Origin of the sequence: Accumulibacter sp. (genome assembly GCF_023806635.1) — a bacterium.
GTDB lineage: Bacteria > Pseudomonadota > Gammaproteobacteria > Burkholderiales > Rhodocyclaceae > Accumulibacter.
Map to the genome: position 1 here is coordinate 44,447 of NZ_JAMTDQ010000057.1, position 15,791 is coordinate 60,237.

The following is a 15,791-nucleotide window of genomic DNA, read 5'->3' on the forward strand; positions in this document are numbered from 1 at the left end:
CGGTCGCCGTCGGCAGTTGGTGCCCCGGGAGGTTGCCAGGGAATCGCTGCGATGAGGAATCAAACACCGCTGCCCTCCGGCGACGCGACCGACGGGCGCTCGCAGGCAAGCCAGATCAGCGACGCCATGCGGCCGGTCACGCCGTCACGCCGATAGGAGAAGAAGAGGTCCTGCTGCCGCAGTGTGCAGTGCTCGCCGCCGTGAACCGATCCGACGCCGAGCCGCGACAACCGCTGCTGCGCCAGCAGGTAGAGATCGGCCAGCCAGCCGCCGCTACGCCCGCTGCCCGACTGCCGCGGGCGACACGCGCCTGGCGCACCGTCGGCTGCCGTACCGTCACCGTTCGCCAGCCTACTGAAGGCACGCACCGCGTCCGCATCGGTGGCGATGAAGGCCTGCCGCACCTCGTCGCCGACCTCGAAAGCCTGCGCACCGATCGCCGGCCCGAGGTAGGCCATGAGACTGGTGGCGGGAACCCCCATCGCCGCCACCGTCCGCTCCAGGATGCCGGCCTGCAGACCCCGCCAGCCCGCATGCGCGGCAGCGACGACGCTGCCGGCACGATCACAGAGCAGGACCGGCAGGCAGTCGGCGGTCAACACGACGCAGACGACGCCGGGCTCGCGGGCAAACGACGCATCGGCGACTGCGGGCGCGGCGGCGCCAATCGCCAGCGCGGCGTCGACCACCGTCGTTCCGTGCACCTGCTGCAACCAGCAAGGCGGGGCCGGCAGCCGCTGCGCGAGCCGCCGCCGATTGGCGACCACCGCCAGTGGATCGTCGCCGACGTGATCGGCGAGATTGAGGCTGCCGTAGGGCGGCAGGCTGACACCGTCGTGGCGCGTCGTCAGCAGGCTGCGTACCGGCGCCGGCGACGGCCAGTCGGGAAGGATCCAGCCGGCGCGGCTCATCGCCGGCCGCCACCGGCAGCGGGCAGCGGCAAGCGGTCGCCGGCAATGGCAACCCTATGGCGCGAGCAGATCCTCATCCTCGACCTCGTCGTCATCGTCCGCAAGGATCGCGGCGGCGGCTTCCTGCCAGGTCTCTTCATCGCCGTCATCGACATGCGGTTCGCCGACGTCAGCCTCATCAGCGGCCAGCGCCGCCTGCCGCCGCAGATCCTCGAGCAACTCCGCCATGTCCGCCGGCAGGTCCGATCGCCAGTGCATCGCTCCGCCGCTCAACGGATGCCGCAGCGCCAGACGACAGGCATGCAGCGCCTGCCGGGAAAATGGCGGGCCTTTGGGCAGCCGGCTGACACCGCTGCCATAGGTCGGGTCACCGACCAGCGGATGCCCGGCGGCCGTCATGTGCACGCGGATCTGATGCGTGCGTCCGCTCTCCAGCGCACATTCGATCAGCGAGCAGTCGACGAAGCGCTCGAGCACCCGGTAGTGCGTACGCGCCGCCTTGCCCGTGCTGACGACCGCCATCCGTGTGCGCTGCGTGGGATGACGACCGATGGGTGCATCAACCGTACCGGACGACTCGACGCGCCCGCGTGCCAGCGCCTGATAGTGCCGCCGCACGCTGCGCGCCTGCAACTGCCGAACGAGATCGGTCTGCGCTTCGAGCGTCCTGGCGACGACCATCAAGCCGCTGGTGTCCTTGTCGAGGCGATGGACGATGCCCGCCCGCGGCAGACGGCCGAGTTCTGGCCAGCGATGCAGCAGCGCATTGAGCAGGGTTCCGCTCCAGTTGCCGCTACCCGGATGCACCACCAGGCCTGCCTGCTTGTCGATCACCAACAGGCTCTCGTCCTCGTGGACCACCTGCAGGGGGATGTCCTCGGGCGTGGACGATTCGGCGCGTTCGTCCGCTGCCTCTGCCAGTTCGATCGTTTCGCCAGCCCAGAGCCGCTGCCGTGGTTCGAGAACGGTCGTGCCACCGATCGCCACCCTCCCGGCGCGTATCCACCCCTGCAAGCGACTGCGCGAATGCTGCGCCAGCAGCCGCGCCAGAATCTGATCGAGCCGCTGGCCGCCGAACTCGGCCGGGACGTTCAGGGCTGTCCGGGGGTTTGCGCTATAATCGCCCGGCCCCTCGCGCGGCTCCGGCGCTCCGGCAGCGGCCTTCTTCTTCTCTGGGTTCTTCATCATGCGTAGTTTAGCGATTATCGCATCCCTCTTTCTCGCTTCGTTGCTTGCCGGCTGCGGACTCTTTCCGGAAAGCAAGGACGAAACGATCGGCTGGTCAGCCAACAAGCTCTACGCCGAAGCCAAGGAGGCACTCAACGAGGGCGCCTATGCACGGGCGGTCAAGTACTTCGAGAAACTTGAATCACGCTATCCCTATGGCCGCTACGCACAGCAGGCGCAGATCGACATCGCCTATGCCTACTGGAAGGACCAGGAACCGGCATCGGCGATCGCCGCCTGTGACCGTTTCATCAAGCTGCATCCAAACCATCCGAACGTCGACTACGTCTACTACCTGAAGGGTCTGATCAACTTCAACGAAGACCTCGGCATCCTCGGCATCGTCAGCAACCAGGACATGACCGAACGCGACCCGAAGGGCGCACGCGAGTCCTTCGACGCGTTCCGCGAGTTGGTGACCCGCTTCCCGGACAGCAAGTACACGCCCGACGCGATCCTGCGCATGAAGTACCTGGTCAATGCCCTTGCCTCGCTCGAGCTGCATGTCGCGCGCTACTACATGAAGCGCGCCGCCTATCTCGCCGCCGCCAACCGCGCCCAGTATGCGGTACTCAACTACCCCAACGCACCCGCCACCGAAGAGGCGCTGTTCATCATGGTCAAGGCCTACGATGCCCTTGGCCTGACCGATCTGCGTGACGACGCCGAGCGCATCATGCGCCGCAACTTCCCGAACAGCGTCTACTACGTGCGCGGCCTCGAGCGCAAGGAGCCGTGGTGGAAACTCTGGTAGCAGGCAAACGGACGCCGGAGATCGTTCAGCCCGACTGCTTGATCGCCAGCACCGCCTGATTGCGCAGGGTTCGCAGCAGCGAGAGTTCCTGTCCGGAAATGAGAATCTCCCCCGCCAGCGCCCGATCGGCGTAGATCATCGCCACCGGGCTGCGCTTGATGCACAGAGGCAGGACGACGAAGGTCTCGGCCGCCACCGCCTTGCGAAACCAGTCCGGGATGCGCGCCGCGATCTTCGGGTGGTTGGTGTCGCTGATCAGGATGTCGACGCCATTGACCAGCGCGGCATGGAAGATGTCGGGCGAGAAGACGAGGGAGAAGCGAAAGCGCTTTGCCACCTCCAGCGCATCGGGACCGAAACCAAAGCGACCGAGCATCGAATTGCTGCGCTGGTCCCGCACGCAAAGGATCACCCGCCGGAAACCCATGGCGCGGTACATCGTCTCGAGGGTGATGCGCAGGACGTCGTTGAGCCGGAAATCGCTGACCAACGCGTTGCTCACGTCCTGGATGCCGGCAAGCAGGGTCGCTGTCCTCGCACCGCCGTCGTTGCTGCCGGCGATGCCGGCAACCACCGCCTCCGCCGCATCGAGAGCCCGGTCGGCCACTGGCGGCACGGCGGCAAGCTCGGGCAGGGCGCTGTCGCCCAGTCCGTCGTCAGCCGGCGGCGGAGCGACCAGGCTGGCCTGCGACGCGCCCCAGGCCTTGAGTTGGCGACCGACGCGCGTCTGTTGCAGGTTCAGGCGAATGCTGCGCGCGAACTCCGCCACCTGTTCGAGCGACCGGTCGACGGCCTGCCGCAGGTCCTGCTCGTCGACCGCCATGGCTTCGGCGAAGCGGCCGGCGATGCGCCGCAGTTCCTTCGGCTGCTGCTCGCTGGTGTTCTCTGCAATCACCCCGCACAACTCGTTCGACAGCGCTGCCAGGACACGGAAGCGGTCTTCGGTGCCGAGAGGACGACGGACCGTGCCTGCCGGGAGGCGCCGCATGCTGTTGACGATCTGGCGCGGGAAACCCCAGGTCTGGGCGATGGCCATTCCGAGATCGGCGAAGGAGATGCCGAGCACCTGCTGCGCCGCAGCGTCTTCGGCGCAGTTCCGCTGCAGCAGGACACGCCGGATCTCGGCGCTCTCTTCCGGAAAGTAATACTGGCTCAGCAGGCGCCCGAGATTGTGGAACATCGCGCAGATGAAAGCCTCCTCGCTCTCGGAGCGGCCGGCAACCTTGCTGCCGATGTCACGCGCCAGAACACCGGCGAGGTTGGCGCGCAGGAACTCGTCCTTGAGCTGGTCGGCATTCTCCTTGTTCTGCAGGTGATCGAGAAGCAGCACGGTGATCGCCATGCTGCGTACGGCATCGAGTCCAAGAACGACGACGGCGCGCGAGACGGTGCTGATGTTGCCGCCACCCGCCTGCTGGTAGTACGCGGAGTTGACCATGCGCAGGATCTTGTTGGTCAGCGAGAAGTCTTTCAGGATCGTGTTGGCAAGCTGCGACACGCTCTGGTTCTCGGCGGCGGTGATCCTGTTGATCGCACTCACCGATTCCGAGAGCGCAGGAAAGTCGCTCTTGTGCCGCATCCGCCGCAACAGGAAGTCGATCGTGCTCTGGCGCGCGTCGTTTGCTTCGCCAATGGGCGATGGATGCAGATGCTCGTCGAGCGCCTCGCGCATCTGCGCGGCGGACTCGTAGCGATTGGCCGGATCGCGTTCGAGAGCGCGGTGCACCAGATGCACGAGGCGCTCGTCGAGCAGGCCGGCGGTCTCCGTGGGCAAGCGGATGTCCTCGCTGACGAGCCGCCGCATCACCTGCTGCACGTCACTGCCGGCCAGTGCGCGGCGGCCGACGAGCAACTCGTAGAGGACCAGGCCAGCGGCGAAGATGTCCGAGCGCTCGCTGCTTCGGCGCTCGGCGATGTACTCCGGCGCCATGTACGCCGGCGTCCCCGTCAGTTGGCCGCCGTCGGTCGACCGCGCCTCGGCGCGCGCCGCAATGCCGAAATCCATCACCCGCGCCACAGCATCGTCGTCGATCAGGATGTTGCTCGGCTTCAGGTCGCGATGAATGATGCCGGCCGCGTGGGCGTGCGCCACCGCATCGAGGATCGCCAGCATGATCGGCAGCGCGCGCGCCGGCGGCAAGGCACCGGTGATCTGCAGGTGCTCGGCGAGGTTCCTGCCCGGGACGAGCTGGAAGACCAGATACAGATCGCCCTGCTCTTCCGCCGCCTCGAAGATCGGCACGATGTTCGGATGGCGCAACTGGCTGACCATCCGCGCCTCGGCCAGCAACTGGCTGTTCTGCTGCGCATCCGGACGGGCAAAATGCAGCGTCTTGATCGCCACCTGCCGCTGCAGGTGGGGGTCGCGCGCCAGATAGACGACGCTCTGCGCACCGCGGCCGAGTTCGCGAATGATCTCGAAACGCCCGACTTTCCTGCTCAAGCGCCTCCCTCCGGTGGATCGTCATCCGTCACCTGCGCGAGATCACCGAGCCGCTGCTGCGCCTCGCCGGCTGGCAGCGCCTCGACATCCTTCAGCTTGCGCTCGATCTGCCGTGTCCGCACGCCGGCCGACTCGATGCTCCTGCTCGCCTGCTCGAGCTTGCGGCGGGTCGCCTCGAGAACCTCGCCAAATCGGCCGAACTCGGTCTTCACCGCACCAAGGACCGCCCACACCTCCGACGAACGACGTTCGATCGCCAACGTGCGGAAGCCCATCTGCAGGCTGTTGAGCAGCGCCGCCAGCGTGGTCGGTCCGGCGACGCAGACGCGCAGTTCCCGCTGCAGTGCGTCGGCCAGACCGGGACGCCGCAGGACCTCGGCGTAGAGACCTTCGGTCGGCAGGTAGAGAATGGCGAAGTCGGTGGTATGCGGTGGCTCGACGTATTTCTCGCGAATCTTGCGCGCTTCGTCCCGCAAGCGGCCCTCGATCGCCCGCATCGCCAGCTCGAGCGCCGCCGCGTCGCTCCGCTCCTGCGCATCGACCAGGCGCTGGTAGTCCTCGAGCGGAAACTTGGCATCGATCGGCAGCCATACCGGCCGCTGCTCGTCGGCTCCCGGCAGACGGATGGCGAATTCGACGCGATCGTTGCAGTTGGGTCGCGTAGCCACGTTGCGTGCATACTGGTCGGCGGTCAGCAGCTGGTCGAGGAGCGCATCGAGCTGCACCTCGCCCCAGGTGCCACGCGCCTTGACGTTGCTCAGGACGCGCTTCAGATCACCGACGCCGGTAGCCAGTGCCTGCATCTCGCCGAGCCCGCGGTGCACCTGCTCGAGTCGGTCGCTGACCAGCCGGAACGAGTCTCCCAGTCGCTGCTCGAGCGTGGCGTGCAGCTTTTCGTCCACCGTCTGGCGGATTTCCTCCAGCTTGCGCGCGTTGTCGCCCTGTAGCAGCGACAGGCGTGCCTCGAGTGCCAGGCGCAGGCTTTCGAAGCGCAGTTCGTTGCTGTTGGTCAACCGCGACAGCTGCTGCGCGAAGGATTCGAGCTGCTGCGCCTGCAGTTCGCCGAGCCGCCCGAGTTCGCCGGCAAGCGCCTGCGACAGTCGGCCGAGCGCCAGCGCCTGCTCCTCGCGATCGCCACGCGCAGCCGCCACGGCCTCCTGCCGTCCGCGCGCGAGTTCATCGCGCAGTTCACGCTCGAGCTGCGCGATCGAGCGCTGCATGTCATGCAGGCCGGCATCGAGTGTCTGCCGGGCGTGCGCGGCACGGGCGAGGACGACGATCTGCAGTACGAGAAGCGCTATGCCGATGGCCAGGAGGATCTGCGGGATGCCGTCGATCATCTGCGGGTCGGACGCGGAGCGCCGCGCCTACTTGAGCGACAACGCGACCCGGCTCTCGCGCGCCTGGGCAGCGGCATCGGCCTTGCCGTCCGATGCGACGAGCTTCACCGGCAACAGGAACAGCCGCTCGGCCGGCACCTCGCGCGCCAGCAGGCCATCGAATACGGCCTTCGCGCGGCGGTCGGCGAGATCACGCAGTTCCTCTTCGTCGGCCACGGTATTGGCCAGGATCAGCTTCTCCATCTCGTCGACCGGCAATCCCTTGACCATGCCGACGAGGTTGCGTGGCTTGGGAAACTTCTCGGCTCGATAGACGCGTTCAAGGAGCGCCGGATACTCCCTGGCGTCGACCTCGACGCTGTCCAGCGAACCGCTTTCAATGCCCTTCTTCGTCAGTTCCTCGCGCTTGAGCGCACGCACCTTGCTCTGCAGGCGATGACGCTTCAGTCCCTCGGGGTCGCTCTGCAGATCGGCGCGACCCTCGATCTCGAGCCTCAGGGCTGGCCGGTCGATCAGGGCCTTGGCGAGCGTGTCGAGGCGCTTCTCCGCCTCGGCCGTCAACCTTGCCTCGCCGACTGCGAAGTCGATCGTCGATAGCTCCTCGCCACCGCCAAAAACCGATCCAAGCAGTGCGAAGGGCGACGTGACCGCCTTCAGCAGGACGTTGACGATCACCCGCACGATGAGGCCGCCGATGCTGAACTCGGGATCGTCGAGCGAGCCCGAGATCGGCAGGTTGATGTCGATCTCGCCGTTGCGGTTCTTCAGCAGTGCGACCGCGAGCGTCACCGGCAGCTTGGTCGCATCCGGACTGGCGACCGGCTCGCCGAAGGTGAGCTGATCGAGAAATATCCTGTTCTCGGCCGTGAGCTGCCGGTTCTCGATCCTGTACTTGACGAACAGCGACATCTTGCCCTTCTCGATCGCGTAGCCGGCATACTTGCCCGAGTAGGGGGAGAGCGAGGTCATCTCGATCCCCTTGACTTCCGCCTGCAGATCGAGGCGAGGGGTTGGCGACAACGGGTTGAGCTGACCGCTGACGGTCAACGGCGCGATGTTGTCGTAACTGCCGCGGAGGTCGACCTTCGCCGCAGTGTCAGGCGCCGACGACAGGCCGCTGATCGTGCCACCGATCTTCCTCAGATGAGCCGAGTAACTGGGCTTGATGAAGTTGTCGCTGAAGCGGACATCCCCGCCCTGCAGCGTGATCCTGGCGATGCTGATCGGCATTCGCGGGCCCGCTGCCCCACCGACCGGCGCCACCGCCTTGCCCTCGCTGGCGACCACCGGCGGCGCTGCTGGCAGCGCCGCCGGCTGCGCTTTCCCGTCCTGGCGAACGATCTGCAGCAGGTTCAGCTTGCCCTCGCGGCTGACGATCACGCGGGCAAAGAAATCACTCAGCGCCACTTCGCCGACCGCCAGCGAAGCGGGCTGCAGGCGCAGGTCGATCCTGCCGAGGTGGAGCGACTTCCACTTCATGAAGTCGGCCGAGTTGATCTTGTCGACGGCCTGGAAGTCACCGATCGTCACCTCGCCGCTGAAGCCACCGCCGAGCGCCGCCGGGTCGAGTCCGCCGCTGCCGCTCTGGCGAAGCTGCAGCACGCCGTCGGCGCTCACCAGGCCGCGCGTGAGCTCGGCGTTGAGGTGCTCGGTGACGTACGGTTGCAGCGGCAGGAGTTCAAGCGTCCTCACGGCAAGCTTGAGGTCGGCGTCGAGCGGCAGCGCGCGGACGCTGCCGGTCAGTTCGACCTCACCCTTGCGATTGAGCCGGAAACTGGTCTTCAGCCTGGCGGTGCTGCCGGCCACCGTGGACAGATTCTCGCCGTCGAAACGCAGGCCCTCGATCGCGTGCGTGACCGGCGGCGACACGGCGGCGTCCTCGAAACGCAGGCCGATCTCCTCGGCGTGGTTCCTGGCGACGGTGATCTCCCAGGCACCGCCCGGATCCTTGCGGGCAGCCGTGACCGTGCGCAGGAGGGGCGGCTGCACGAAATCGATGCTGCCGTTGGCGGCGCGACGCAGCAGCAACTGCGTGCCACGCGACGTCAGCTGATCGATGAGGACCCGCCGTTTGGCGAGATCGAGCTGCCCGCCGGTCACCGACAGGGCGCCGCCCTTGATCCAGGGTTCTCCCTGAAAACGCATCGCGAGCTCGAACTTCGCCGGCGAAGCACCCTTGCCGTCGAGATTTCTGATGGCGACATCAAGGCCTTCGATTCTGGCATTGAAGGGCTTGCCGTGCGATTCGTCGAGCCAGTGCAACGCGCCGCCGCTGACCCTGCCTTCACCAAGCGACCAGCTCACCGGCACCGCCGGCTGCTCCACCGCGGTCACGCCTGCCGCTGCCGGCGGCGAACGCGCGGCAAGTTCCTGGCTGAAGAAGTCGATCCAGTTGATCGTCCCTTGCGGGCTGACGCGCGCATGGATCTCGGGTGCGTCCAGCGACACCCGTTCGATGGCGAAGACGCGCTGCAGCGGATCGATCCTGGCCAGCGCCACGTGCAGTTGCTGCAACGACAGCAGGGGAGCGCCGGCGGTGTCCTTGACGACGAGATCCCTCAGCGTGGCACTTCCCGACAGGCTTAGCGACGGATGATCATCCTCGCCGCGCCGAAAAACGAGCTTCAGCTCGCCGTCGACGAAGCCTGAAACGAGCTGGATCGGCAGACGCAACGGCAGATAGTCGAGATAGGGAGCGATGTGCACCGCGCGCAGATCGACCGCCAACTCGCTCTCCTGCGCCGCCGAGAAGGGCTTGCTGCGGCCCTGGATCGCCACCGGCGCACCGTTGAGTGAAGCCGAGAATGCCGGCTCGACGAAAATCTCGACCGAATTCGGCAGACTGGAAACGAAGGGCAAGGTCAAGTTGACTTCGCTGAGCTGCTGCTTCTCGCCGACCATCCGGTCGTCGAAGTCCACCTTGCCGCCAGTGATCTGGATGTTGTTCACGGAAAAGCGCGGCGTTGGCTCGGTCGACGGCGGCCGGGCCATGAACTCGTCGATCAGGTCGGAGACGTTGAACCGCCCATCGGGCAGCCGCACGAGCGACAACTCGGGGCCAACCAGCTTCAGTTCGCTGATCACCGGCCCAAGACGAAAGAGCGAACTCCCCTCGAGATTGACGAACAACTGCTCGAAACCGGCCACCTTGTCGCCGCCCCCCTTTTCCTGGATCGCCAGCCCGTCGACTTGCAGGGACAAGGTGTACGGGTTTATCCTCAGACCCTCGATGCTCACCGGCCGGTGCAGTGCCGCGGCGAGTTGATCCACCAGCAGCCACTTGACCAGCGGCGGCATGACGAGGAAACCCAGGACACCGATGAGCAGCAGGGCAAGCGCAATCCGCAGCCCGTATTTCTTCATTCGCAGGGAGGCGGTCGCGGTGCTGGGAGAGGTGTCTTCGGTCATCACGGCAGCCCCTGGGCTGGCTGGGGAAAGCGCCAATTTAGCACGAAGCGGCCACTGCCGCGCCGCCATGGCGTCCTCGCCGGGCGGGCGGCCGGGATGAGCACCATGTCACGTCCCAGCGTCCTCATCGTCGACGACAACGATCTGATGCGCAGCCTCTTGCGCAGCATGCTGCGCAACAGCGAGTACGAGGTCATCGGCGAGGCACGCAACGGCGTCGCGGCACTTGAACTCACCGAGCGCCTGCGGCCGAAGATCGTCTGCATGGACGTGGTGATGCCGGAGATGAATGGCCTCGAAGCGCTGCAGGCAATCAAGACGCGACACCCCGAAACCATCGTCATCATGCTCGCCGGCAGTCCGAGCGTCGACCATGTCCGCTCATCGATCGAGAACGGAGCCAGCGGCTTCGTCGTCAAGCCCTTCAATGCCGGCAAGGTGCTCGACACCGTCGATCGCGCGTGGCGCGCGGCGCGGCAGGCCACCAGCAGCGAGCCCGCCGCCTGAGAGGTGGCGAACGGGTCGCGTCCGCTCGCGGGTGGAAGCGAGTGGGCGACCCGCAGCACGGGACGGCCGCGCGACCGATCGATTCACACCCGGCGCATCAAGCCCGACAGGGACGTCGCGGAAAGGCTCGTCCGATGCGGACGTTCGGCAGGCTGCGAATCCTCAGAAAACGTTCTTCCACTCGCGCAGCGCGGCGAAGACCGCCACTGCGTCGGCCGCAGCAGCTCCGTGACGCTGCGCCGCAGCCACGACCTCCGGCTCGGAGCAGCGCAGGAAGGGGTTGCTGGCCTTCTCGCAGGCGATCGTCGATGGCACCGTCGCCTGCCCACTGGCACGCGCCGCGGCGACCTCCGCCGCGCGAACCTGCAGGCAGCGATTGCCCGGCTCGACCGCGAGCGCAAAGCGAAGGTTGGCCTGAGTGTACTCGTGCGCGCAGTAGACGACGGTCTCGTCCGGCAATGCCGCGAGGCACGCCAGCGATGCCGCCATCTGTACCGCCGTTCCCTCGAAAAGCCGACCACAGCCACCGGCGAACAGTGTGTCGCCACAGAACAGGCAGCCTGCGCCATAATAGGCGAGGTGACCCAGCGTATGCCCGGGCACCGCGAGGACGACGAAGCTGCTGTCACAGCCGGCTGGGTGGATCGTCTCACCACCGCGCAACGGCCGGCTGATGCCGCCGATCGCTTCTGCTGCCGGCCCGAATACCTCGGCACGATGATGTGCCAGCAGCTCGGCAACCCCACCCTGGTGGTCGGCATGGTGGTGCGTGACGAGGATGCTGGCGAGAGTCAGCCGCTCGCGCTCGAGGACCTCGAGCACCGGGCGTGCATCGCCCGGATCGACCACCGTTGCCGCAGCGCCTTTGCGCAGCAACCAGATGTAGTTATCCTTGAAAGCCGGGATGCGGATGACGTCAAACATCGCTGAATTTTGGAAGAACTGCAGAAAATGTCAATTCCTGTTTTCGGCGACTGGCTGCAAAGCCCGCAAGGGCGCTACGTCATGGCCTGGGAACGGGCCAGCATCGATGCCGCGGTGGCCGATCTCTTCGGCTACAACGCCATCCAGATCGGCTTGCCGGAGGTCCGGTTGCTGGCGCAGAACCGTATCCCGTTGCGCCAGGTAGCCGGCGAATCGGGCCTGGTGGACGTCCTTTGCGACCTGCGGCATCTGCCATTCGCGGCGCACAGCATCGACCTGGTGGTCATGGCGCATGTCCTCGAGTTCCATGACGACCCACACCAGATCCTGCGGGAGGTCGAGCGGATCCTGATTCCGGAGGGCGAGGCGATCATCACCGGCTTCAACCCATTCTCGACCTGGGGCCTGCGGCGCAAGCTGCCGAACTGTCCGGCCGGGTTTCCCTGGAATGGCGACTACCTCTCACCCGGGCGCCTGCGCGACTGGCTGCAGCTGCTGGGATTCGAGGTCGAGCGCGGCAGCTTCGGCTGTTACGCACCGCCCTGCTCGAGCGAGCGCTGGCTGCGCCGCTGGCAGTTCATCGAAGCTGCCGGCAATCGCTGGTGGGGCTTTGCCGGTGGCGTCTATCTGCTGCGTGCGGTCAAGCGCGTGCATGGCATGCGGCTGATCCTGCCCAGCTGGAAGCGGCAGCGAGCAGCGCCGAAGGCACTGTCGGCAGTGAGCAAGAAGGAGGCGAACGGGCATGAGTGAGGAGGCCATCGTGACGATCTACGCCGACGGCGGCTGCCGCGGCAACCCTGGACCGGGCGGCTGGGGCGTCGTGCTGCAAAGCGGCGAGCACGCGAAGGAACTTTGGGGCGGCGAAGCGGCAACGACCAACAACCGCATGGAGCTGACGGCTGCGATTCGTGCACTCGAGGCTCTGCGCCGACCGGCGACCGTGCATCTGCACAGCGATTCACAGTACCTGCAGAAAGGCATCACCGAGTGGATCCGCAACTGGCAGCGCAACGGCTGGCGCACCGCTGACCGGCAGCCAGTAAAGAATGCCGACCTTTGGCAGCGGCTCGCGGAGCTGGCGGGGCAGCACCAGGTCAAGTGGTGCTGGGTCCGCGGACATGCGGGAAACGCCGGCAATGAACGTGCCGACGCGCTGGCGAATCGCGGCATGGATGAGTTGCGGCAGAGCCGCGCTCTCCGCTAGGACGCGGAGCGGGACGAGCAGCGATGCGAACGATCTTCCTGGATACCGAAACGACCGGCCTCGAGCACAAGCTGGGGCATCGCATCATCGAAATCGGCGGCGTCGAGATGCGCAACCGCCGCCTGACGCAAAAGCACTTCCACGTCTACGTGAACCCCGACCGCGAAATCGACGCCGGCGCGTTGTCGGTACACGGCATCAGTCGCGATTTCCTTCTCGACAAGCCCCGCTTCGCCGACATCGCCGGCGATTTCCTCGACTTCATTCGCGGTGCCGAACTGGTCATCCACAACGCCGCTTTCGACCTCGGCTTCCTCAACGCGGAACTCGCCCTGATCGACATGGCGCCGGTCGAGACCGTCTGCCATGGTGTCTGCGACACCTTGCGCATGGCGAAGGATCTGCACCCGGGCAAGAAGAACAACCTGAACGCCCTCTGCGAACGCTATGCGGTGGACAACTCACGGCGAACACTGCACGGAGCCCTGCTCGACGCAGAGATCCTCGCCGAGGTCTATCTGGCGATGACTCGTGGGCAGGAGAGCCTGATCATCGATCTGGCCGACGAGCCGCCGCAGCGGGGCGAGACCGGTCACTGTCCGGCCGCCGTCGCTGCAGCGCGCGCGCAACTGATCCGGCGCGCCAGCCCGGAAGAACTCGCCGAACACGAGAAGCTGCTGGCAGCGATCGAGCAGGCGAGCAAGGGCAAGTGCCTGTGGCTGCATCGCGAGTCGGCCGCCTGAGGCGACCCGCCCGGTTGCTGGCGGCATTCGCCGCCAGCCTCGGGATTCTGGTTGGCCTCGTCCTCGCCGCCGCCGAACGGACGGGCAGCGACGCCCCGGCGCCATCGCTGCAGCCCTGGATCGACGCCACACCGAGCGGCGGCATCCTGCAGCTGCCGGCCGGGACCTACTCCGGACCGGTCCTGATCAGCCGCCCGCTCCTCATCGACGGTCGCGGAGAAATCACCATCGACGGCGGCGGCAAGGGAACGGTGGTGACGGTGCGCGCCAGCGGCGTCGTCCTCCGCCGGCTGCATCTCAGGAACTCCGGCGACTCGCATGACCGCATCGACTCCGCCGTGCTGATCGAGGGCGGGCAGCACAACGTGATCGAGGACAACCGGATCGATGAAGTGCTGTTCGGCATCACCCTGCAACGGGCCAACGACAACCGCATCGCCGGCAACCACATCCGCTCGCTGCCTCTGGCGCCGGCGGATCGCGGCGACGGTATCCGGCTCTGGTACAGCATGGGCAACCGCATCGAGCGCAACGAGCTGCACGGCGTTCGCGACATCACGGTCAGCAACTCGCTGCGCAACCGCTTCGTCGGCAACAGCGTCCGCGACAGCCGCCGTGCAATGAACCTGCTCTTCGCCCACCGGACACTGATCGAGGCCAACCATCTGCGCGACAACTCCTCCGGCATCACGGCGCTCAACTCGGATGGGCTCATCATCCGCCGCAACCACATCCTGCACGCCATCGACGCCAGCGGCGCCGGCGTCGCGCTCAAGGAAAGCGGCACGACACTGCTGCACGACAACGAGATCATCCATTGCGCGGTCGGCATCCTGTCGGACTCGCCGCGGCACGCGATCAATCGCATGGCGGTGATCGACAATCGCATCGCGCACAACATCACCGGCATCAGCTTCCATGGCGAACGCGGCGGTCACCTCGTCCTGCGCAACCGCTTCGAGCACAACCTCTGGTCGGCTCTCGTCGGCGCCGGCGATGGCGACGACGCAAATGTGTGGTGGGGGAACTACTGGGACGGCTACCAGGGCTTCGACCTCGACGACGATGGCATCGGCGATACGCCGCACGAGCTGTGGGCACACGCCGACCGGATCTGGATGGAGACGCCGATGGCGACCTTCTTCCGCAACTCGCCGGTGCTGGAAATGCTCGATTTTCTCGAGCGTCTCGCGCCCTTCGCACCGCCGACCCTGCTGCTGCGCGACTCCGAGCCACTTGTCCGGCAACCGGTCGGGGGCAGTGGGCGATCATGACGGCGCAGCCGGACCTGGCCGATTTCCTCACCACCCCTCAGCTCTCGCCGGGCGTCTCCGATGGGCGCCGGGGCCGCCGCATGTGCCGCCGGGGTGGCCGCGAATCGGGCGCGCGCGGCTCGCCGGGCACGTCGCCCGCAGCTTCCGGCCGCGGCCCCGGCTGCCTTGCTTCCTGCCTTGGTACCGGCGGTTTCGCTGCCGGCTTGCGTTGCTCGGGCCGACGACCGGGACCGTGCGCCCCCTGCCGCTTGTCGGGCTGCCGCTCGCCGGGCCGGTCGGAGTTGCGATCGGACTCACGGTTTCCCGGCGCAAGCGTGATCTCGATCTCGATGATCTCGTCCCACTGCTCGTCGGTGCGGTCGCGTTCGGCTATGGCGAGCAACTCGCGCAGCCGCCGCCGCGGATCCTGGGGGGGGGAATCGTTCATGCCGACATTATGACTCACACTGCAGTCGTCGTTCAACAGGCATGAACGATCCAGCCGCGCGCAGCAGGCCGCTCGCGGCCCGGGTTCTCCGGCGTGGCGAGGCTTCAGGGGAGAGAGGGTGCGACGAGTCCGCTGCCGGACGAGTCCAGCGGCGGTCGATGATCAGTGGTCAGCGCGCAGGCTGGCGGCAAAGGTGCTGTGGAGGACTTCGGGAAACTGGAAGCGGGCGAGGGTACGCTGGATGTCGTCCTGGTTGACGCCGCTGCTGCTGTCCTGGAAGCGGATTCCGAGCGGACGGCCGTTGGCGGCCAGGGTGGCAAAGGCGAAACGCCAGCGTTGAGCCTCCGCCAGCCGCTCGCGCAACTCGTCCTCGTTGCTGATCTGCACGCCAGCCTGCTTGAGTGAATCGAGAAACTGGTCGAAGGACTCGTTGCTCAGGCTACCCATGTCGTTCTCCTCTCCGAGTGTTGGCGGTCACTGTGCCGCGCATGCGCCGACTAACGCCCGCCGCGGATAGCGGTTGACAGGAAGATTCAAGCTTCCGGCAAGGAGGTGCGCAGCCGTCACAGCCCCGGCGACTGGCTGCCTCGCGGCGCGCTGCCCGATGCCCCTGACGAAGCCGAACGCCG

Annotated in this window: 14 protein-coding genes; 6 read left to right on the plus strand and 8 right to left on the minus strand. The window is 66.7% G+C overall.

The window, feature by feature from the left end; translation table 11 throughout:
* Positions 1 to 59: 59 nt before the first annotated feature.
* A complete protein-coding gene (gene pgeF, locus NFW30_RS10995; protein ID WP_295355835.1) occupies positions 60 to 911 on the minus strand; it encodes a peptidoglycan editing factor PgeF in 852 nt (283 codons plus the stop codon).
* A gap of 54 nt (positions 912 to 965) precedes the next feature.
* Complete coding sequence (gene rluD / locus NFW30_RS11000; RefSeq protein WP_363322097.1) at positions 966 to 2,099, minus strand: 23S rRNA pseudouridine(1911/1915/1917) synthase RluD; 1,134 nt, start codon at positions 2,097 to 2,099, stop codon at positions 966 to 968.
* Between rluD and NFW30_RS11005 the strand changes: the two genes are divergently transcribed.
* On the plus strand, positions 2,098 to 2,892 hold the full coding sequence (locus tag NFW30_RS11005; protein ID WP_295355836.1) for an outer membrane protein assembly factor BamD: 795 nt from the start codon (positions 2,098 to 2,100) through the stop codon (positions 2,890 to 2,892). The genes rluD and NFW30_RS11005 overlap by 2 nt on opposite strands.
* A 25-nt stretch (positions 2,893 to 2,917) precedes the next feature.
* Here the strand turns inward: NFW30_RS11005 and NFW30_RS11010 are convergent, their stop codons facing one another.
* The 3 genes from NFW30_RS11010 to NFW30_RS11020 are packed head-to-tail and all read right to left on the minus strand — an operon-like array spanning position 2,918 to position 10,083.
* Positions 2,918 to 5,335, minus strand: a complete 2,418-nt coding sequence (locus NFW30_RS11010) for a serine/threonine protein kinase (RefSeq protein ID WP_295355837.1) — start codon at positions 5,333 to 5,335, stop codon at positions 2,918 to 2,920.
* Entirely contained in the window at positions 5,332 to 6,675 is a 1,344-nt protein-coding gene (rmuC, locus tag NFW30_RS11015) for a DNA recombination protein RmuC (protein WP_295355838.1), read from the minus strand. Before rmuC ends, NFW30_RS11010 begins: the two co-directional genes overlap by 4 nt.
* 27 nt (positions 6,676 to 6,702) lie before the next feature.
* Positions 6,703 to 10,083, minus strand: coding sequence for a DUF748 domain-containing protein (locus tag NFW30_RS11020; protein WP_295355839.1), 3,381 nt, complete (start codon positions 10,081 to 10,083; stop codon positions 6,703 to 6,705).
* 105 nt (positions 10,084 to 10,188) lie between these two features.
* On the opposite strand from NFW30_RS11020, the gene NFW30_RS11025 reads away from it, so the two are divergent.
* Positions 10,189 to 10,590, plus strand: a complete 402-nt coding sequence (locus tag NFW30_RS11025) for a response regulator (protein ID WP_295355840.1) — start codon at positions 10,189 to 10,191, stop codon at positions 10,588 to 10,590.
* A 162-nt stretch (positions 10,591 to 10,752) separates the two neighbouring features.
* Here NFW30_RS11025 and gloB read toward each other — a convergent pair whose 3' ends face one another.
* On the minus strand, positions 10,753 to 11,514 hold the full coding sequence (gloB, locus tag NFW30_RS11030; protein WP_295355841.1) for a hydroxyacylglutathione hydrolase: 762 nt from the start codon (positions 11,512 to 11,514) through the stop codon (positions 10,753 to 10,755).
* Between the two features lie 27 nt (positions 11,515 to 11,541).
* On the opposite strand from gloB, the gene NFW30_RS11035 reads away from it, so the two are divergent.
* Genes NFW30_RS11035 through nosD form a run of 4 tightly spaced genes read left to right on the plus strand, consistent with a single transcriptional unit; the run spans position 11,542 to position 14,735 of the window.
* Entirely contained in the window at positions 11,542 to 12,264 is a 723-nt protein-coding gene (locus tag NFW30_RS11035; RefSeq protein WP_295355842.1) for a class I SAM-dependent methyltransferase, read from the plus strand.
* On the plus strand, positions 12,257 to 12,718 hold the full coding sequence (gene rnhA / locus NFW30_RS11040; protein WP_295355843.1) for a ribonuclease HI: 462 nt from the start codon (positions 12,257 to 12,259) through the stop codon (positions 12,716 to 12,718). The genes NFW30_RS11035 and rnhA overlap by 8 nt, the downstream gene beginning before the upstream one ends.
* 23 nt (positions 12,719 to 12,741) lie before the next feature.
* Positions 12,742 to 13,461: a DNA polymerase III subunit epsilon gene (gene dnaQ, locus NFW30_RS11045; RefSeq protein WP_295355844.1), complete on the plus strand. Its 720-nt coding sequence runs from the start codon at positions 12,742 to 12,744 to the stop codon at positions 13,459 to 13,461.
* Between the two features lie 14 nt (positions 13,462 to 13,475).
* Positions 13,476 to 14,735, plus strand: coding sequence for a nitrous oxide reductase family maturation protein NosD (gene nosD / locus NFW30_RS11050; protein WP_295355845.1), 1,260 nt, complete (start codon positions 13,476 to 13,478; stop codon positions 14,733 to 14,735).
* A gap of 37 nt (positions 14,736 to 14,772) precedes the next feature.
* On the opposite strand, the gene NFW30_RS11055 is transcribed toward nosD, so the two are convergent.
* Entirely contained in the window at positions 14,773 to 15,162 is a 390-nt protein-coding gene (locus tag NFW30_RS11055; protein WP_295355846.1) for a hypothetical protein, read from the minus strand.
* Positions 15,163 to 15,324: 162 nt separating this feature from the next.
* Entirely contained in the window at positions 15,325 to 15,609 is a 285-nt protein-coding gene (locus tag NFW30_RS11060; RefSeq protein WP_295355847.1) for a hypothetical protein, read from the minus strand.
* Positions 15,610 to 15,791: the final 182 nt, after the last annotated feature.